The 20,768-nt window shown below is 72.7% G+C and carries 6 protein-coding genes; all 6 read right to left on the bottom strand.

Features of this window, described 5'->3' with window-relative positions; translation table 11 throughout:
• Positions 1-5: 5 nt before the first annotated feature.
• The 6 genes from ACZ49B_RS11815 to ACZ49B_RS11840 all read right to left on the bottom strand — a co-directional run bounded on the left by ACZ49B_RS11815 (position 6) and on the right by ACZ49B_RS11840 (position 20,738).
• Complete coding sequence (locus ACZ49B_RS11815) at positions 6-15,722, bottom strand: type I polyketide synthase (RefSeq protein WP_468303733.1); 15,717 nt, start codon at positions 15,720-15,722, stop codon at positions 6-8.
• A gap of 43 nt (positions 15,723-15,765) precedes the next feature.
• Positions 15,766-16,962 carry a cytochrome P450 gene (locus tag ACZ49B_RS11820; RefSeq protein ID WP_468303736.1) on the bottom strand — a complete coding sequence of 399 codons (1,197 nt, stop codon included), beginning with the start codon at positions 16,960-16,962 and terminating at the stop codon, positions 15,766-15,768.
• 44 nt (positions 16,963-17,006) lie between these two features.
• Entirely contained in the window at positions 17,007-17,633 is a 627-nt protein-coding gene (locus tag ACZ49B_RS11825; protein ID WP_468303738.1) for an FMN-dependent NADH-azoreductase, read from the bottom strand.
• 262 nt (positions 17,634-17,895) lie between these two features.
• A complete protein-coding gene (locus ACZ49B_RS11830) occupies positions 17,896-18,888 on the bottom strand; it encodes a Gfo/Idh/MocA family protein (RefSeq protein ID WP_468303742.1) in 993 nt (330 codons plus the stop codon).
• Entirely contained in the window at positions 18,885-19,871 is a 987-nt protein-coding gene (locus ACZ49B_RS11835; RefSeq protein WP_468303745.1) for a Gfo/Idh/MocA family protein, read from the bottom strand. Before ACZ49B_RS11835 ends, ACZ49B_RS11830 begins: the two co-directional genes overlap by 4 nt.
• A gap of 216 nt (positions 19,872-20,087) precedes the next feature.
• Positions 20,088-20,738, bottom strand: coding sequence for a thymidine kinase (locus ACZ49B_RS11840; protein ID WP_468303747.1), 651 nt, complete (start codon positions 20,736-20,738; stop codon positions 20,088-20,090).
• Between the last annotated feature and the right edge of the window lie 30 nt (positions 20,739-20,768).

The raw sequence follows: 20,768 nt of genomic DNA on the forward strand, positions 1-20,768 counted from the left end.
GGCGATCAGCTCGTCTTGCCCAGGGCCCGTTGCACCAGATCGGCAACGTCCATGGCGTCGATCAGTTCCACGTCGGCGGCGGCCGCCGACGGCTCCACTTCCGGCGCGTCCGCGTCCGCGTCCGTGTCGGTCTCGGCGAGGCCGAGGAGGGTGTCCAGGACCCCGGCTTCCTTGAACCGGGCGAACGGCACGGACGCCAGGACCTGCCTGAGCGCGTCCTCCCGTTCGTCCAGGCCGTCGTCGGCCTCCCGGAGAAGTTCGGAGCGCAGGTATCCGACCAGCGCCTCCGGGGTGGGGTAGTCGAAGATCAGCGTTGCGGGCAGGCGCAGTCCGGTGGCCGCGTTCAGGCTGTTGCGGAGGTTGACGGCGGCCAGTGAGTCGAAGCCGACCTCCTGGAACGCCTGGCGCGGGCCGATGCCCTCCGCGCCGCTGTGGCCGAGGACCGTCGAGGCGTGGCCGCGGACCAGCCGGAGCAGGATGCGGTCCTGCTCGGTGTCCGAGACCGCCCGCAGGGAGTCCGCGAGGGACGTGGCGGCGTCGCTGTTCTCGCCGTCGCCCTGCAAGGCCTGGAGGGCCTTCTTCGCCTCGGGGAGGTCGGCGAACAGCGGGCTGGTGCGGACCGAGGTGAACGCGGGGATGAAGGCCCCCCAGTCCATGTCGGCCACCGCCACGAACTTCTCGTTGCCCTGGACCGCCTGCACCATCGCGGTGACCGCCAGCCGGGGTGCCACGGGAAGGACGCCACGGCGCCGCAGCTGGGCGAGGGCTGCCTCGTCCATGCCCACGCCGATCTGGTCGAGGGCTCCCCAGGCGATCGACGTCGCCCTCAGTCCGCGGGCGCGGCGCCACTCGATCAGGGCGTCGAGGACGGCGTTGGCCGCTCCGGACGGACCCTGGCCGCCACCGCCCCACACACCCGCGATCGAGGAGAAGACGACGAACGCGTCGAGCGGGGTGTCCTCGAACAGCCCGTCCAGCCATACGGCGGTGTCCACCTTGGCCGCGAACACCCCGGCGAGGTCGGCGGCTGCGGTGTCGTCGATGGAACTGGTCTGCGCGACGTCGGCGGCGTGCACCACGGCCGTGAGCGGCTGCTGCGCGGCCGCCTCGGAAACCAGCTGCGCGATCGCGTCCCGGTCGCAGTCCTCGCACGACTCCACCGTGGTGGCGACGCCCAGCCCGGCCAGTTCGGCCCGCAGGTCCGACACGCTCTCGTCGGGTGCCTGCGCGGTGGTGGTGACGATGAGCCGGTCCACGCCGGCCTGTGCGAGCCAGACCGCGACGTGCTTGCCGAGCCCCTCGGCGCCGCCGGTCACCAGGACCGTGCCCCGGGGCTGCCAGCCGGCGTCGCCGGTGGCCTCCGGGACGGGCTTGCGCACCAGGCGCCGGGTGTACACGCCCGACCGCCGGACCGCGAGCTGGTCCTCGTCGGCAGCGGAGTTCAGCACTCCGAGCAGGTACTGGGCCGTACGCGGGTCGCTCACGGCGGGCAGGTCGACCAGACCGCCCCACCGGTCGAGCCGTTCCAGTGCGGCGGCGCGGCCGAGGCCCCACAGCGACGCCTGCACCGGTGAGGTGAGGGTGTCGTGGATGCCGATGTTCACGGCACCCCGGGTCAGGCACCACAGCGGCTGGGTGGCGTTGTTGTCCCCCAGGGCCTGGATCAGCGCGAGCGTCGACGCCGTGACGGCGGTCGGGTCCTGCAGACCGCTGCCCGTCTGCTCGTCCAGGGCCAGCAGGGACAGCACGCCGGTCAGGTCGTGTTCGGCCAGGACGCCGGTCAGCCGCTTGGCGAGCTGTTCCCGCGTGCGATCGGGCTCACCGATCTCGAGCAGGACGGTGCCGAGTCCGAGACCGGTCAGCTCCTCCAGGAGCGCGTCGGTCGCACTGCCGTCGGGACGTCCGGACGGGACGACGACCAGCCAGCGGCCACCGGGTACGCCGGCGGCTTCGCGTTCGAGCGGCTGCCAGGTGACGTGGTAGCGCAGCTTCTCGGCCGTCGACCGCTCGCGGCGCTTCCCCCGCCATTGCGCCAGTACGGGGACGACGGCGTCCAGGGCGCTGCGCTGGTCGCTCGACGCCATGTCGAGCAACGCGCCGAGGGAGTCCAGATCGGCTCGTTCGACCGCGGCCCAGAAGTCGGAGTCCGCGCCTTCGGCCGCATCGCCGGCGGCGTCGGCGGCCGCCTCCGCCTCGTGGAGCCAGTAGTGCTGGTGCTCGAAGGCGTACGTCGGCAGGTCCACGTGTGCGGATCCGGCCCCTGCGGGCAGGAGACCGCTCCAGTCCACGGCCACGCCGCGGACGAACAGCTCGGCCATCGAGGCGAACAGCCTTCGCAGGCCGCCGTCCTCGCGCCGCAGCGAACCCGTAACCAGCGCATCGGTCCCGGTGTCGTCAGCGGTCTCGGTGATCGGCTGGACCAGCACCGGGTGGGCGCTGACCTCGACGAACACCCCGTGGCCCTGGCCCATCAGTTCGGCCACGGCCGGGCCGAAGCCCACCTGGCCGCGCAGGTTCCGGTACCAGTACCCGCCGTCGAGGACGTCGGCGTCCACCACCCAGCCGCCGGTCGCGGTGGAGTAGAACGGCACCTTCGGGGCCTGCGCGTCGATGCCGGCCAGTGCCTCGGCGAGCGTGTCGCGAACGTCCTCCACGTGCCGGGTGTGGGACGCGTAGTCCACTGCGACCCGCCGCACCCGGACACCCTGACCGGACAGCGCCTCCAAGGCCTCGTCCAGCGCCTCGGCGTCACCGGCGATCACCACCGACGACGGGCCGTTGACCGCGGCCACCTCGACCCGGTCCGCCCACGGCTCGAGCCGTGCAACGGCCGCGTCCGCGCTCAGCGCGACCGACGCCATACCGCCGCGTCCCGCCAGCTCCTTGGCGATGACCTGGCTGCGCAAGGCCACCACGCGTGCCGCGTCGTCCAGGGACAGCGCCCCCGCGACGCAGGCCGCGGCGATCTCACCCTGGGAGTGACCGAGCACGGCGCCCGGCTCCACTCCTGCGGCGCTCCACACGGCGGCCAGGCCCACCATCACGGCGAAGCTGGCCGGCTGCAGGACGTCGACCCGCTCCATGAGCTCGGGCTCGGTCTCGCCGCGCAGTACGTCGATCAGCGACCAGTCGATCCACGGCTCCAGAGCGGCGGCGCATTCCGCGATCCGCTCGGCGAACACCGTGGAGGAGTCGAGGAGTTCCCGGCCCATACCGGCCCACTGGGAGCCCTGGCCGGGGAAGACCCACACGACCTTGCCCGGCTTGCCCGAAGAGGCACTGCCGCAGACCACACCGGGCGCGCTCTCGCCCCGGGCCAGCGCCTGCAGTCCTGCGAGCGCCTCCTCGTCCGAGCCGGCCACCACGACCGCACGCTCGCCCAGCACCGCACGGCCCGACACCAACGCCCCGGCGACGCCCGCCAGCGGCATCCCTTCAGCGCCCTCGACGAACGACGCCAGCCGCCCGGCCTGGCCGGCCAGGGAACCGGCGCTCCGCGCCGACACCACCAACGGCACCACACCCGCAGACGCCGGCACCTCCTGCGGCTCTGCCGCGGGCGCCTCCTCCAGGATCAGGTGCGCATTCGTCCCGCTGGCCCCGAACGAGGAGACCGCGGCCCGGCGCGGATGGCCGTTACGGGTCCACTCCCGGGCCTCGGTCAGCAGCTCCACCGCACCCGCGGACCAGTCCACCTGGGTGGTGGGCTCGTCCACATGGAGCGTGGCGGGCATGACGCCGTGCTGCATGGCCATGACCATCTTGACCACACCGGCCACACCCGCAGCCGCCTGCGCATGGCCGATGTTCGACTTCAGCGAGCCCAGCCAGAGCGGCTGCTGCGGATCCCGGTCCCGCCCGTACGTGGCCAGCAGCGCCTGCGCCTCGATCGGGTCGCCCAGGGCCGTACCGGTCCCGTGGGCCTCCACGATGTCGACGTCCGCCGGAGCGAGTCCCGCCGTGTCCAGCGCCCGGCGGATCACCCGCTGCTGCGAGGGGCCGTTCGGCGCGGTCAGGCCGTTGGAAGCACCGTCCTGGTTGACGGCGCTGCCGCGCAGCACCGCGAGCACCCGGTGCCCGCGCTCCCGCGCCACCGACAGCCGCTCCAGTACGACGACACCGACGCCCTCGGCCCAGCCCGTGCCGTCCGCAGCCGAGGAGAACGCCTTGCACCGGCCGTCGGCGGACAGGCCGCGCTGCCGCGAGAACTCCATGAAGGCGTCCGGACTGGCCATGACCGTCGCGCCGCCGGCGAGCGCCATCGAGCACTCGCCCTGCCGCAGCGACTGTGCGGCCAGGTGAATGGCCACCAGCGACGACGAGCACGCCGTGTCCACCGTGACCGCCGGGCCCTCGAAGCCGAACACGTACGACACGCGGCCCGAGGCCACGCTCGCCGCCGTACCCGTCATGAGGTAGCCCTGGACGTCCTCGGGCACCTGGTGGAGCCGGGTCACGTAGTCGTGGTGGACGATTCCGGTGAAGACGCCGATGTCACTGCCCTTGGCGGACTGCGGGTCGATGCCCGCCCGCTCCAGCGCCTCCCAGGAGGTCTCCAGCAGCAGTCGCTGCTGCGGGTCCATCGCCAGCGCCTCACGCGGGGAGATCCCGAAGAGCCCGGCGTCGAACTGCGCGGCCTCGTGCAGGAACCCGCCCGAGCGCGTGTAGCTGGTACCCGGGTGCGCCGGGTCCGGGTGGTAGAGCCCCTCGAGGTCCCAGCCGCGGTCCAGCGGGAAGCCGGACACCGCGTCCCGCTGCTCCACCACGAGCTTCCACAGCTCCTCGGGGCTGTCCGCCCCGCCCGGCAGCCGGGTGCTCATGGCGACGATCGCGATCGGCTCGTCGGAGACGGAGACCGCCGCCGTGGCCGGGGCGGGCGCCGCCTGCTCGCCGAGCAGTTCGCCGCGCAGGTGGGCGGCGAGGAGGGTGAGCGTCGGATAGTCGAAGACCAGCGTGCTGGGCAGGTCCACCCCGGTGAAGTCGCGCAGGCGGTTGCAGAGCTTGACCGCGCTGAGGGAGTCGAACCCGAGGCTCTTGAAGGACTGCTCCTCGTCGAACCCGTCCGACGCGCGGTGGCCGAGCACGAACGCCGTGCTCTGCTGGACCAGGTCCATCACCACACGCTGCTGCTCCGCGGCCGACAGCCCGGCCAGCCGGCCGGCGATCGCATCGCCGGCGCCTTCGCTGCGCGACACCACGCGCCGGGTGAGGGCGCCGGAAGGCTCCTGCTCTTCGACGGCCGAGGTGCCCGGCCCGTCCGCGGTGACCGGCGCTTCGGCGCCGTCCGCGGGCGGGGTGTCCAGGGTCAACGGGCCCAGGACCGCGACCGGTTCGCCGGCCGGGTCCGCGAGCTCCAGCAGATGGCGGCCGTCCGGCGCCGGCGTGATCCGCAGCCGCAGCGAGGCGGCGCCTTCCGCGTACACGGCCAGGCCGTCGCAGACGGACAGGTCCGCGGTGCTACGGGCGTCCAGGACGCGCAGTGCGGTGTCGAGGAGCACCGGGTGGAGGGTGAACTCGGCTGCTTCGTCGGCCAGTTCGGCCGGAAGTGCGATCTCCGCGAAGGTCCGTCCGTCCTGCTGCCACGCGCGGTGCGCCCCCGGGAGGAGTGCGTCGCCGTCTGCCGGCAGCGGCCAGTCCCGCAGGTCGAACGCCGGCTGCGGCATTCCGGGGACCAGCACGGCGCGTGCGTGGCACGTCCAGGGCCCTTGCTCCGGGTCGAGGGGCCGGCCGTGGACGGCGGCCCGGCGGCGCCCGTCGGGACCCGGGGCGTCGACCGACACCCGCACCTGGGTGTGGCCGTGCTCCGGCACCGTCAGAGGCGCCTCGACGACGACCCCTTCGAGGCTTCCGCAGTCCACCTCGTTGCCGGCCCTGACGATCATCTCCAGGAGCGCGGCGGCCGGAACCCGGGTGGCGCCGTCCGTCGCCGCCGCGCCGGGGAGCCAGCCGCGGCTGCGCGGCGACAGCCGCCCGGTCAGTACGACGCCGCTTCCGCCGTCGTCGTCCGGCAGCTCGATGACGGTGCCGAGCAGCGGGTGCCCGGCGCCGGCGGTGCCGAGGGCTTCCGCGCCGCCCTTCGCCGTTTCGTCGGCTTCGACCCAGTACCGCTGGTGCTGGAACGCGTACGTGGGCAGGTCCGCCCCGGCCGCCGTGGCGGGCCGGCCGAGAACGGCCGTCCAGTCCACGGCCACACCGCGTACGTGCAGCTCCGCGAGGGCGGTCAGGACGCCGGCGGGCTCCGCGCCGTCCTTGCGCAGGGTGGCGATGCAGCTCTGCTCCCGGTCGCCGAGCGAGCCGAGCGCCATCGCGGCGAGGATCCCTCCGGGGCCCAGCTCGAGGAACGTCGTCGCTCCGAGGTCGCTCAGCGAGATGACGGCATCACTGAACCGCACCGCGTTCCGCGCCTCGTCGACCCAGTACTCGGGGGTGCAGAGCTGCCCCTCCCGGACGGGTTCGCCGGTCAGCGTGGAGACGAAGGGAAGGGCGCCCGGCTGGAACGACAGGCCCTCCAGGACCGTGCGGAACTCGTCGAGCACGGGCTCCATGAGCGGGGAGTGGAAGGCGTGGCTGACCGGCAGCCTGCGCGTCTTGTGGCCGCGGCCGGCCAGTTCGTCGGCGACGGCGAGCACGGCGTCCCCGGCGCCGGAGAGCACCAGCGAGTCGGGGCTGTTCACCGCCGCGACGCAGACCACACCGTCGGCCCGGGCCAGCAGCGGGGCGACGTCGGCCTCGGTCGCCTGGACGGCGACCATCGCGCCGCCTTCGGGCAGGGACTGCATCAACCGGCCGCGGGCGGCGATCAGTCGGCCCGCTTCGGCCAGTCCCAGTACTCCGGAGACGTGCGCGGCCGTGATCTCTCCGATCGAGTGGCCCGCGACGAGATCCGGTCGCACCCCCCAGGACTCGAAGAGCCGGAACAGCGCGGTCTCCAGGGCGAACAGGGCGCCCTGCGTGTACATGGTCTGGTCGAGCAGTTGGCTGTCGGGCGATCCCGGCGCGGCGAACACCACGTCGCGCAGCGGGCGCGCCGCGTACTCGTGCAGGTGCTCTTCCACGGCGGCGCAGGCGGCGGCGAAGGCCTCACGGAAGACCGGGTAGGCCTGGGCGAGTTCGCGGCCCATGCCGGCCCACTGGCTGCCCTGGCCGGTGAAGAGGACGGCCAGCTTGCCCGTGGTCGGGGTGCCGGAGAAGACGGCGGGGACCGCTTCGCCACGCCCGAAGGCGCTCAGGTCGGCGGAGAGCCGTTCCCCGTCGGACGCCAGGACGACGGCCCGGTGGTCGAGTTGGGCACGCGTGGTGGCGAGCGCGTGGGCGGCGTCCGTCAGGCGTACGTCGGGCCGGGCGTCGAAGAACCGGGCGAGCCGGTCGGCCTGGCCGCGCAGTCCGGCCGGCGTCCGCGCCGAGACGGGCACCGGTACGAGGGCGCCGGCCGGCTCGGGGCCGGGCTCCGGCGCGGTGGCCGGCGGCTGGTCGGGGGCCTCTTCGATGACGACGTGCGCGTTGGTGCCGCCGATGCCGAAGGAGGACACGCCGGCCCGGCGGGGCCGGCCGCTGCGCGGCCAGTCGCGGGCCTCGGTCAGCAGTTCCACCGCGCCCGCGGACCAGTCGACGTGGGACGACGGACGGTCCACGTGCAGCGTCCTGGGGAGGACGCCGTGCCGCATGGCCATGACCATCTTGATCACGCCTGCGACGCCTGCCGCCCCCTGGGTGTGCCCGATGTTCGACTTCACGGACCCCAGCCACAGCGGCCGGTCGGCCTCCCGGTCCTGGCCGTAGGTCGCCAGGAGCGCGTCCGCCTCGATCGGGTCACCGAGCGTCGTACCCGTGCCGTGCGCCTCCACGGCGTCCACGTCCGAGGTGCCGAGGCCCGCGTGGGCCAAGGCCTTGCGGATCACCCGCTGCTGCGCCGGACCGTTCGGGGCCGTCAGACCGTTCGAGGCGCCGTCCTGGTTCACCGCGGACCCCCGGACCACGGCCAGCACCTGGTGGCCCCGGCGACGGGCGTCCGACAGCCGCTCCACGAGCAGCAGCCCCGCGCCCTCGGACCAGCCGGTGCCGTCCGCGCCGTCCGCGAACGCCTTGCACCGGCCGTCGGGGGCCAGTCCGCGCTGCCGGGAGAACTCGACGAAGGTCTCCACGGTGCCCATCACCATCACGCCGCCGGCCAGCGCCATGGAGCACTCGCCCCGGTTCAGCGCCTGCGCCGCCAGGTGCAGTGCCACCAGGGAGGAGGAGCACGCCGTGTCGACCGTGAGGGCGGGGCCCTCGAAGCCGAAGTGGTAGGCGATGCGGCCGGAGGTGACGCTGCCCGAGCCGCCGGTGAGGCGGAACCCCTCGACACCGGAGGCCTGGTGCATCCGCACGCTGTAGTCGTGGCTGTTGACCCCGACGAAGACGCCGACGTCCTCCCCGGCCAGCGTGGTCGGGTCGATCGCGGCCCGTTCGAAGGCCTCCCACGACGTCTCGAGCAGCAGTCGCTGCTGCGGGTCCATCGCCAGCGCCTCGTTCGGCGAGATGCCGAAGAACGCGGCGTCGAACCCGGCGGCGTCGTCGAGGAACGCCCCGTGGCGCACGTACGTGGTGCCGGCGTGGTCGGGATCGGCGTTGAAGACCCGCTCGGTGTCCCAGCCGCGGTCGTCGGGGAACTCGCTGACGACGTCGACGCCGTCGGCCACGATCCGCCAGAGGTCCTCCGGGCTGTGCACGCCGGCCGGGAAGCGGCAGGCCATCGCCACGATCGCGATGGGCTCGTCGGTCGTCCCGGCGGGCGCCTCGGGCTCGGCCGGACGGTGCGGCGTACCGCCGAAGAGCTTGGCGCGCAGGCGCTCGGCGAGCGCCGTCGGCTTCGGATAGTCGAAGATCATCGCCGGGGAGAGGGTCAGCCCGGTCGCGATCGCCAGCCGGTTGCGCAGCTCCACTGCGGTCAGCGAGTCGAATCCGGCCTCCTTGAAGGTCCGGGTCGCGTGGACGGCCTCGGCAGTGCTGTGCCCGAGCACCTCGGCGGCGTGCCGCCGGACCAGTTCGAGCAGGGCCTCGGTCTGCTCGGCATCGCCCAGACCGGCGAGGCGCTCCTTCAGCGACGCGGGCCCGGACGGAGCGGCGGCCCGGGCCGCCGGCCGCGGCGACGGGGCCAGACCCCGCAGCAGCGGCGGGACCGGAGCCTCGGCTGCGGCCGCCCGCAGGGCGGACACGTCGAACTTCGCCGCCACCAGCGTGCCGGCGGTGCCCGCGTCGGCGGCCAGGGCTGCGTCGAGCAGGGCCATTCCCTCGCTCGCGGAGAGCCCGCTCATGCCGATGCGCCGGTTGCGGCGCAGGTCTGCGGCGCCCAGGTGCTCGGTCATGCCGCTGACCGTCGCCCAGTAGCCCCAGGCGAGGGAGACGGCGGGCAGACCGAGACCGCGGCGCCGGTGCGCCAGCGCGTCCAGGTAGGCGTTGGCCGCGGCGTAGTTGGCCTGCCCGGGGTTGCCCAGCACGCCCGCCGCCGAGGAGAACAGCACGAACGCGGCGAGGTCCAGGTCCCGGGTGAGCTCGTGCAGGTGGAGCGCCGCGTCCGCCTTGGGCCGCAGTACGGTGTCGACGCGGTCCGGGGTCAGCTCGGTGAGCACCCCGTCGTCCAGGACACCGGCGGAGTGCACGACGGCGGTGAGCGGGTGCTCGGCCGGTATCGCCCGCAGGAGGGCCTCGAGCTGGGCCCGGTCCGCCGTGTCGCAGGCGGCGATGGTGACGGACGCGCCCAGCGCGGTCAGCTCGTCGTGGAGCTCCGGGGCATGGCCGCGGCGGCCCGCCAGGACCAGGTGCCGGATGCCGTACGCGGTGACCAGGTGCCGTGCGGTCATCGCACCCAGCGTTCCGGTGCCGCCGGTGATCAGTACGGTGCCGTCGGTGTCCAGCGGTCGCGGGTGCCGGCCGGCTTCGGCCGGCGACCCGTCCTGCGCGAGGGGCACGCGGACCAGCCGCGGCACCTCCGCCACGCCCTCCCGCAGCCTCAGCTGCGGTTCGCCGCTCAGTACGACGGCCGGCAGAGCGGACCGGGAGCCGTCGTCGAGGTCCGCGAGGACGATCCGGTCCGGATGCTCCGACTGCGCCGAGCGGACCAGGCCCCACACCGCGGCCGCGTCGGGCTCGGCGCAGTCCCCGGTGACCACGGCCAGCCGGGTTTCCGCCAGGACGGGTTCCGCGAGCCAGGCCTGGAGCACGGCCAGCGCCGCGTTGACCGATGCGCGGGGGTCGGCCGCCGCGCTCACGGCCCCGGCCTCGTACAGCAGGACGTCGGGATTCGACGTGGCCGACCGGGCGGAGGCGGCGACGTCCTCGCCGGTCGCGACGGTCAGGATGTCGAGGGAGCGGTCCTGGGCGGGAAGCGCACACTGCGTCCACTCGACGCGGAACAGGGCGTCGTGCGGCAACGCGCCCGCGATCCCTGCCTGTTCGGGGGAGAACGGAGTTCCGCGCACCGCCTCGACGGTCATGACGGGCTGCCCCGTCGGGTCGGTCAGCTGCAGACCGGTTCCCTCGGCCGAGGTCCCGCCCGGGCGCACCTGCAGAGCGGCGGCGCCGGAGGCCAGCAGGGACACCCCGGTCCACACGGACGGGAGCATGCCGGCGGGGACGACGGTACGGACGGCGGCGTCCAGCAGCGCGGGGTGTACCCCGTAACGGCCCGCGTCGCGCAGAGCGGCGTCGTCCAGGGCGACTTCGGTGACGGACCGCCCGTCGCTCGCGGGGGTCACGGTGGCGCCGGCCGGAGCCAGCGTGCCGTGCGCGTGCCGCGTCCACTGCGCGTCCAGAGGGGCGTCCGCGGCGCGGGAGAAGATCTCCACCGACCGCCGTCCCGTCTCGTCGGGCCCGCCGACGATCACCTGGATGCTGCGGCCGCCCCGCTGGGGCAGCACCACCGGCATGTCGACCGTCAGTACGTCGAGTACGGGAGCGGCGGCCAGGTCGCCGAGCCGGATGGACAGCTCGACCAGGGCCGCGTTCGGCACCACGACGGCGTCGGAAACCTGGTGGTCCACGAGCCAGGGCTGCGACCGGAGCGACCAGCTCGACGTAGCCATGAGGCCCGCCGAGTTCGGCATGCCGACGACCGCGCCCACCAGGGGGTGATCGGCGCCGGCGAGTCCCAGCGAGGCCGCGTCGGTCGCCGAAGCGGCCGTCCGGAGCCAGTAGTGCTGGTGCTCGAAGGCGTACGTCGGCAGGTCCACGTGGGCGGAGGCTGCCCCGGCGGGCAGGACCCCGCTCCAGTCCACGGCCACACCGCGGACGAAGAGCTCGGCCATCGAGGCGAACAGCCGCCGCAGACCGCCGTCTTCGCGGCGCAGCGAGCCGGTCACCACCACATCGGCGTGGCCGGCATCGACGCTCTCGGTGATCGGCTGGACCAGCACCGGGTGGGCGCTGACCTCGACGAACACCCCGTGGCCCTGCGCCAGCAGCTCGGCCACGGCCGGGCCGAAGCCCACCTGGCCCCGCAGGTTCCGGTACCAGTACGCGCCGTCGAGGACGTCGGCGTCCTCCACCCAGGTGCCGGTCACGGTGGAGTAGAACGGCACCTTCGGGGCCTGGGCGCTGACCCCGGCCAGCGTTTCGGCGAGCGTGTCGCGGATCGCTTCCACGTGCCGGGTGTGCGAGGCGTAGTCCACCGCGACCCGGCGCACTCGGACGCCCTCACCGGACAGCGCTTCGAGCGCCTCGTCCAGCGCCTCGGCGTCTCCGGCGATGACCACGGAGGACGGGCCGTTGACCGCCGCGACCTCGACCCGGTCCGCCCACGGCACCAGCCGTACGAGCGCCTCGTCCACGCCCAGCGCGACCGAAGCCATGCCGCCGCGGCCGGCCAGCTCCTCGGCGATGGCCTGGCTGCGCAGGGCCACCACGCGCGCCGCGTCCTCCAGCGACAGCGCACCTGCGACGCAAGCCGCGGCGATCTCGCCCTGCGAGTGGCCGAGCACCGCGTCCGGCTCCACGCCCACCGACGACCACACCGCCGCCAGGCCGACCATCACCGCGAAGCTCGCCGGCTGGAGCACGTCGACCCGCTCGATGAGCTCGGGCTCGGCCTCGCCGCGCAGCACCTCGATCAGGGACCAGTCGATCCACGGTTCCAGCGCGGCAGCACACTCTGCGATCCGCGCCGCGAACACCGGCGAGGAGGCCATGAGTTCACGACCCATGCCCGCCCACTGCGAGCCCTGGCCCGGGAACACCCACACGACCTTGCCCGGCGTACCCGAACCGCTCACCACACCGGGCGCGCTCTCACCGCGCGCCAGCGCCTGCAGACCGGCCAGCGCCTCCTCGTGCGAACCCGCGACCACCACCGCGCGCTCGCCATGCACCGTACGGCCCGAGACCAGCGCCCCGGCGACCTCCGCCGGCGACACCCCCTCGGTGCTCTCCACGAAGGACGCCAGCCGCCCGGCCTGGCCCGCGAGCGAACCTGCGCTTCGCGCCGACACCACCAACGGCACCACACCCGCAGACACCGACGGCTGCGGCGCCTCTTCCGCGGGCGCTTCCTCCAGGATGAGGTGCGCATTCGTCCCGCTGACGCCGAACGACGACACACCGGCCCGGCGCGGCCGGCCGTTCTGCGGCCACTCCCGCGCCTCGGTCAGCAGCTCCACCGCACCCGCGGACCAGTCGACCTGGGGGGTGGGCGCGTCCACGTGCAGGGTCGCCGGCAGCACCCCGTGCCGCAGCGCCTGCACCATCTTGATCACACCGGCCACACCCGCAGCCGCCTGCGTGTGACCGATGTTCGACTTGAGCGAGCCGAGCCACAGCGGCTGTTCCGCGTCACGGCCCTGGCCGTAGGTGGCCAGCAGCGCCTGCGCCTCGATCGGGTCGCCCAGGGCCGTACCGGTCCCGTGGGCCTCCACCACGTCCACATCCGCCGAGACCAGGCCGGCACCGGCCAGCGCCCTGCGGATCACCCGCTGCTGCGACAGCCCGTTCGGCGCGGTCAGGCCGTTGGACGCGCCGTCCTGGTTCACCGCACTGCCCCGCAGCACCGCCAGCACCCGGTGCCCGCGCTCCCTCGCCACCGACAGCCGCTCCAGTACGACCACGCCGACGCCCTCGGCCCAGCCGGTGCCGTCGGCCGCCGAGGCGAACGCCTTGCACCGGCCGTCGGCGGCCAGGGCCCGCTGCCGGGAGAACTCCACGAAGTGGTCGGGGGTCGCCATGACCGACACACCGCCGGCGAGCGCCATCGAGCACTCGCCCTGCCGCAGCGCCTGCGCGGCCAGGTGCATCGCCACGAGGGACGAGGAACACGCCGTGTCCACCGTGACCGCCGGCCCTTCGAGGCCGAGCACGTACGACACGCGGCCCGAGGCCACACTCGTCGCCGAACCGGTGGTCGCGAAGCCTTCCAGCTCCGGCGCCACCGCAGCGGCGCCGGTCCCGTATCCCTGGCCGAACAGCCCGGAGAACACGCCGACGTCGGAGCCCTTCAGCGAGACCGGGTCGACACCCGCCCGCTCCAGCGCCTCCCACGAGGCCTCCAGCAGCAGCCGCTGCTGCGGATCCATCGCCAGCGCCTCACGCGGCGAGATCCCGAAGAACCCCGCGTCGAAGAGCCCTGCCTCGTGCAGGAAACCACCCTGATCCGTGTACGAGGTACCCGTACGGCCGGGGTCCGGGTCGAACAGGCCGTCCAGATCCCAGCCGCGGTCCTCGGGGAAGGCCGACAGGGCGTCCCGGCCCTCGGAGACCAAGCGCCACAGGTCCTCCGGCCCCGCCACGCCACCCGGCAGACGGCACGACATGCCCACGATGGCGATCGGCTCATCGGGGTCGGCCGCCGTGACCGACTCGGTCACCGGCCCGGTGATCCCGAGGGCCTCGGCCCGTATGCGGCCTGCCAGCGCCACCGGAGTGGGGTGGTCGAAGACGACGGTGGTGGACAGCGCCAACCCGGTGCTCTCCACCAGCCGGTTGCGCAGGGCGACGACGGCCATCGAGGTGAAGCCGAGGTCGCGGAAGGCCCGACCGGACGGGATGGAATCCGGGCCCGGCTTCTGCAGCACGACGGCGGCCTGCGTACGGACCAGGTCTTCCAGCAGGGCCAGCTGCGCGCGCTCCTCCAGACCGGACAACCGGTCACGCAGCGCTGCCGCGACGGTCGCGTCGGGCCGGCGGCCCATGAGCGCGTCGTGGTGTCCGATCGCCTCGTACCGCAGCCGGCTCGGCTGATCGGCCAGCATGCGACGCTTGATCTTGCCGGACGCGGTCCTGGGGATGGCGTCGACCTCGTGGACCTGCTCCGGCACCTTGTACGCGGAGAGCTGCTCGCGGCACCGGTCGATCAGCGTCGCGGTGTCGAAGCCGGAGGGGCCGGGGACCACGTACGCGACCGGAACCTCCCCGAGCGTCTCGTGCGGTACGCCGGCCACCGCCGCGTCGGCGACGCCCTCGACGGTGCGCAGGACCGCCTCGATCTCCTCGGGGTGGATGTTCTCGCCGCCGCGGATGACGAGTTCCTTGATCCGGCCGCAGATGGAGAAGTAGCCGGCGTCGTCCCGCCGGGCCAGGTCTCCGGTCCGGTACCAGCCGTCCTGCATAGCCGCGGCGGTCGCCTCAGGGCTGTTGTGGTAGCCGACCATGACGTTCGGTCCGCTGACCCACACCTCGCCCTCCTGTCCGGCGGGCACGTCGAGCCCGGTGTCGGGGTTGACGATGCGGACGCCGACGCCCGGCACGGGCAGGCCGCAGGAGCCGTCGACCCGGGCGCCGTCCGGCGGGTTGATGGTGATGGCCCCGCACGTCTCGGTGCTGCCGTAGGCGTCGACCAGCGGGACGCCGAAGATCTCCTCGAAGTCGCGGCGCAGCCGGGATCCGGTGACCGCTCCGCCGACCAGACCGATCCGCAGGTCGGGGGCGGAGAAACCGTTCTGCTGGGCGGCCGTCACCAGGTGGTGGTACGTGGTGGGAACGCCGGCCAGGAACGTCGAACCGTCCTCGCGCAGTGCCCCGATCACGTCCTCAGCGGAACTGCCGTCCATGAGCCGGGCCGTGGCGCCCACCACGGTGACGGACAGGACGCACGCGATGTGCGAGAGGCTGTGGAACAGCGGGAGGGGCCAGAGCACCCGGTCCTGGTCCGTCAGTCCCGGGATCGGCACGTAGCAAGAGGCGACGGACCAGAGGCAGTTGCGCTGCGTCGACAGGACACCCTTGGGGCGGCCGGTCGTCCCGGACGTGTAGAACATCCAGGCCACGTCGTCGAGGCCGAGGTCGTCGCGGGCGGGCACGGCCGGCTCGCGGACGGCGAGTTGGTCGTACGCGTGGGCTCCCACCCCCTCCGGGACGTCGCCGGTCACCAGCAGGGTGATGTCGGGCGCCACGGCCGGTGAACGCCGGAACCTTTCCGCCTGCACGGAATCGGTGATGACCACCGTGGCCCCGCTGTCGGCCAGCAGGTACTCCAGCTCGGCCAGGGCCGAAGCGGGGTTGAGCGGTACCCCGACGCCCGCGACCCGAACGACCGCGAGGTAACTCTCCACGGTGGACACCGTGTTGCCGAGGCAGATGGCCACCCGGTCCCCGCGCCGGACGCCCAGGCCCGCCAGATGTCCGGCGAGCCGGCGCGTCCGCGCCTCCAGGTCGCCGTAGGTGACCGCTCGCCGGTCATCCTGGAAGGCCACCTTGCGGGGGAAACGGGTCGCGTTCTCCAGGAGTGCGACAGGGAGTGGCTTGACGAGATCGGTGCGCACTGTGCCGCAGGTCCTTTCGGAGAAAATCAGAGAAGAAGAGAGCTCACCAGGAGACGGGCAGGCTCTTTACCGCGAAGACGGAGCCCTTGAGCCGGAGCGGTACCTCATCGACCGCAACGGCCAACCGCAGTTCGGGGAACGCCTGGAGGAGGGCCGACAGACCGGCCCGCAGTTCGACGCGCGCCAGGTTCTGGCCGAGGCACTGGTGGATGCCGAAGCCGAACGCCACGTGGCCCGAGGTGTCGCGATCGATGTCCAGCTGCGCAGGGCATCCGAATTTGGCCGGGTCGCGGTTGGCCGCAGGCAGCGACACCGTGACGGTGTCCCCCTTCTTGACCAGCTGCCCGTCCAGCTCGATGTCCTCCAACGCAGTGCGGTACATCTCGTACTGGTTGATGGTGATGTAGCGCAGGAGCTCCTCGATGGCGGCGTCGAGCTTCGACGGGTCCGCGCGGAGGGCCGCCAGCTGATCCGTGTGGTGCAGGAGGGCGAAGACCCCGACGGCCAGCGCGTTCTCCGTGGTCTCGTAGCCCGCGAACAGCAGGAGGGTGACGATGTTGCACACCTCTTCGGTGGTCAACTCCCCGTCGGCGACGAGCCGGCTGATGAGATCGTCTCCGGGCTCCTTCCGCTTTCCTTCCACCACCTCGACGATGAACGGCGTCAGCTGCGCGAAGGCGGCTCCGACCTGTTCCTGCGTCGAGTCCGGGTCGTGCAGGACGGCCGGTGCGTGGGCGTAGCGGTCACGCTCTTCGTAGGGCAGGCCGACCATTTCGGACAGCACCCTCAGGACCAGCGGCTCCGCGAAGCTCGCCACGAGGTCCACGGGGCCGCCGTGCTCGCGCATCACGGCGATCTGCTCGGCGGCCACGGCCTCGACGCGCGACGTCAGCCGGCTCGCCCGACGGGCCGTGAACTCGGCCGTCAGCAGGCGCCGGTACCGGGTGTGGTTGGGCGGGTCCATGTGGATGAACATCCCCGGGATCTCCGGAGAGGAGCCGACGGCCGGCTCTCCGAAACGCGTCACCGGGAAGTGGAAGTTCTCGAGGTTGTGGCTGAACCTCGGGTCGCTGAGGACCTTGCGCACCAGCTCGTGACTGCTGGCGATCCAGCCGACGTGCCCGTCGGGGTACACCATGCGCGCGAGCGGACGTTCTTCGCGCAGGGAATCGAATATGGCAGGGGGATCGAACGGATGGGTCCGGTCCCAATGCTCCTCGAAGGAAATTGCGTCGCTCATGGAGTCCTTCTCAATCGAGACTGCACATCGGAAAGGGGCCGGAGTTACTGGGCCAGCTTTCCGAGAGTGTCGTACGCGTTCGCCAGGGATGCTTCGGCAAGCGGCTTGAGATGCGCCATCTGCGGTGCGGCTGCCGCCATGGTGAATTCGGCCGTCACGAAGGTCAGGTCCTCGCCGAGACCGATCGCCTCCATGATCGCCTTCAGATAAGACCGCTGGAAGTCGTGCCCCTCACGCGGCGTTCCCGGCGCGTACGAACCACCCCTGGAAAGGATCGCCACGACCGTCTTCCCACTGAGCGGACCGGACTGCCCGGGCCGGACCATGTGGGCCGGGTGAACGACACGGTCCAGCCACGACTTCAGGGTCGAGGGGACCGAGAGGTTGTGCATGGGAACACCGAGGACCAGCACGGACGCCTCGAGCAGCTCATGGGTGATCGCCGCGGTGAGCTCCTGCTCCTCCGCACTCTGACCGTGGTCGCCGTCCGGGTAGACGAGGGCCTGGTGCACGGGATGCGTGATGTGCGGAATCGGCTGGGCCGAGACGTCGCGATAAACATAGCCACCACCAGGGTGGTTGTTACGCCACTCTTCAGCGAAATAGGCCGACAGCTGCCTCGATACGGATTCGCCACCGACACTCGAGTCAATGTGCAGGAGGTGTGACATGCGGACGTCCCCTTAGCGATCGGGAAATGTACGTCTACACATCCCGCGACATTTTCGATTCATCGCGAGGGTGCAGCCTTGATCTCTCACGCCAGACTAGGTCGGGGCCCTGCGGCAAAACATCCCTCAGGCTGGTAGGGCCGGTAGGCGGCGCCGGAGAATGGGCGAAGCTCCTGGTGAGCGGTGTCACGACCGAGGTCCACCGTTTCTCCAGGAGCTTCGCTTACGGCTGTGTCCGAGACGCAGTCGAGGTCGCTGCGCCTCAGCCGACGGGCGCTGCCAGATCGACGGGCCGGCCGGTGTGCGCCGACGCGCGGGCCGCCTGGATGATCCGCTGCGTACGCAGGGCGGCTGCGCCGTCCGGGCCGGCTGCGCGTCCCTCGCCGACGGCGGCGACGAACTCGCCGAGCATGACCGCGTACAGGTCGCTCCCGCCTGCTTCCCACCGTTCCCCGGACGTGGCGACGTCGAACCCGGCGAGCAGCCGCGGGCGGGCATGGAACTCCACGCTCGCCCGGTCACCGACGAAGCTCATCATCGGTCCGTCCACGGCCGACGGGTGCGCTGACACGCTCCGGCTGCAGTCGATGGATGCGACCGTCCCGCTCGGATAGCGCACCGTGACGAGTGCCGCGCTCTCGGCGCCCGGCTCTGCGCCGAGGAGGCTGTTCGACTGTGCGTACACCTGCTCCGCCGGTTCCCCGCCGAGCACCGCGTCCACCATGTCGAGCAGGAAGGCGGCGCTCGTACCCAGCGCTCCGCCGTCCTCCCGCCCCCCGGTCGCCGGGGTGTTGTACGCCCCGTGAACGGTCGTCAGCTTGCCGATGGCCTCACCGCCGGCGAGCCCTTCGCGCACGGCGGTGAAGGCCGGACTGAAGCAGGCCGGTGACACCAGGGTCAGCCGCACCCCCGCGTCCTCGCAGGCGCGCACCATGGCCCGGGCGTCGGCCTCTTCGGCGGCCAGCGGCTGCTCGCACAACACGTGCGCACCGGCCTCGGCCGCCCGCTCGACCAGTTCCCGGCGGTGGTCGATCCCGCTCGTGACCACGACGGCCTCGGGGCGCAGCGCGAACACCTCGTCCCAGCTGCCCGCGTACGTCGTGTCGAGCTGCCGGGCCACGGCCCGGCCCCGGGCCGGATCATCCGGCGAACCGTCGGGGTCCGCGATGACCAGGTCGACGCCGGGCATGTCGTGCAGCAGCCGGGCGTACGTCGCAGCGCGCTCGTGGGCGAAGGACAACACGGCGACCTTCATGCGGAGGCCCCCTTCACGGTCAGTTCCACGGCCCGCCCGGTCCATGCGGACTCCGCGGCGGCCTGGGTGATACGGATGGCGGCCAGCGCGTCGCGCGGTCCCAGTCGGGGCTCGGGACCGCCCAGGAACCCCTGGGCGAACTCGCGGATCTCGGAGACGAACGGCTTCTCCCCGAAGTGCCCGAAGTGCGCGGCCGCATCGCCGAACACCCGGATCTCCTGGGGCCATTCGGAGTCGTAGTGCACCGTCCCGCCCGTGCCCGAGACGCGGTAGGTGAGCCGGAAGGGGGGTTGCGGCGTAGCCGTCCACCGGCACACGACCTGGCTGAGCGCGCCACTGGCGTGGGTGAGGACGACGGTTCCGACGCCGACGGCCCCGGTCGGGGCCGGTGCGGCGATGTCCCCCTGGTAGGAGGCGTGCACCCGTACGACGTCCCCGAAGACCCAGTAGGCGATGTCGGCGCCGTGGAGCAGCTGGTCGGTCAGGATCCCGCCCGAACGTGCGGACGCGTGGCCGGTCCAGGGCCGCGGGTGGTAGCCCGCGACGGTGAACCGGGCGACCGTGCCCGTGCCCAGGCTGCCTGCCGCCACCAGCTCGTGGAGCCGGGCGTACGCCGGGGCGAACCGTACGTTGTGGGTCGGATAGAGCCGTACGCCGGCTTGCTCGGCCGCGGCGACGATCTCCTCGGCCTCGGCCGTGCTGGCCGCCAGCGGCTTCTCGCACACCACCCCCACGCCCGCGGCGATGGCGGTCATGGCGATGTCGTAGTGGCTGTCCGTCGGCGTGCAGATGTCCACGGCGTCCGCGCCGTCCAGCGCTTCGTCCAGGGAACCGACGGCCTTGGCGCCGAATTCGCTCGCGAGTTCCTCGGCGCGTCCGTCGGTGGAGTAGACGCGCACGGACGCCCCGACCGTGGTCCACGCATCCAGGTGGAAGCGTGCTATCAGTCCTGCGCCGATCAGTGCTACTTCAAGTTGCCGCATGGCATCCCCAGCCCTTTTTCCCGCTGCCGACCGTCAAGTGAAGCCTTCGGATGGCGTGCTGCTGCGGACGGCCAACAGGAAGGTCACTCCCGGCACGGCTGCCGACGCCCTGCACGTCTGAAGCCTGATCAGTCTCGCGCGCACCGCCGCCCGGGGACCATCACCAACGTGGGTAGTCCCAGCCGGGGCCCGGCCGGACCGCCTTCCGGCGTGCGGTCAGCCGTGGTTGACGGGGAGGACGTCCGGGGAGAGGGCGCCGGCATGAGCGGCGGCGCTGGTCATGCGGCGGCGGTGGTGGCGGCGGCAGAGGACCTCGTAGCCGATCTCCCCGGCCGGCCGGTTCACGTCACCGACGACGACCTGGGCACCCTCGACCACCATCTCCCCGTCCACCGTACGGGCGTTGTGGGTGGCGCGGGCGCCGCACCAGCACAGGGCCTCGACCTGGAGCTGCTCGATCCGGTCGGCCAGCTCGATCAGGCGCTGCGAGCCCGGGAAGAGCTTCGTACGGAAGTCGGTCGTGATGCCGAAGGCGAACACGTCCATTTCGAGGTCGTCGACGATGCGGGCGAGCTGGTCGATCTGCTCCGGAGCGAGGAACTGGGCCTCGTCCACGATCACGTAGTCGGCCTTGCCGCCCTTGGACAGCTGGTTCACCAGGTACGCGTACAGGTCCATGCCCTCGGTCGCCTCGACGGCCTCCGTCACCAGGCCGAGGCGCGAGGACAGCTTGCCCTCCCCCGCCCGGTCGTCCCGCGTGAAGATCACGCCTTGGAGCCCGCGGGCAGACCGGTTGTGCCCGATCTGGAGAGCCAGGGTGCTCTTTCCGCAGTCCATCGTTCCGGAGAAGAACACCAGCTCGGGCATGGGAAGTACGGGACCTTTCGGAGCGTTGGC

The organism is Streptomyces sp. NPDC031132 (assembly GCF_055570595.1).

Excerpts from the sequence above, each read along its gene's own strand:
- ACZ49B_RS11820 (WP_468303736.1), bottom strand. The coding sequence starts at position 16,962 with ATGAGCGACGCAATTTCCTTCGAGGAGCATTGGGACCGGACCCATCCG.
- ACZ49B_RS11825 (WP_468303738.1), bottom strand. The coding sequence starts at position 17,633 with ATGTCACACCTCCTGCACATTGACTCGAGTGTCGGTGGCGAATCCGTA.
- ACZ49B_RS11830 (WP_468303742.1), bottom strand. The coding sequence starts at position 18,888 with ATGAAGGTCGCCGTGTTGTCCTTCGCCCACGAGCGCGCTGCGACGTAC.
- ACZ49B_RS11835 (WP_468303745.1), bottom strand. The coding sequence starts at position 19,871 with ATGCGGCAACTTGAAGTAGCACTGATCGGCGCAGGACTGATAGCACGC.
- ACZ49B_RS11840 (WP_468303747.1), bottom strand. The coding sequence starts at position 20,738 with ATGCCCGAGCTGGTGTTCTTCTCCGGAACGATGGACTGCGGAAAGAGC.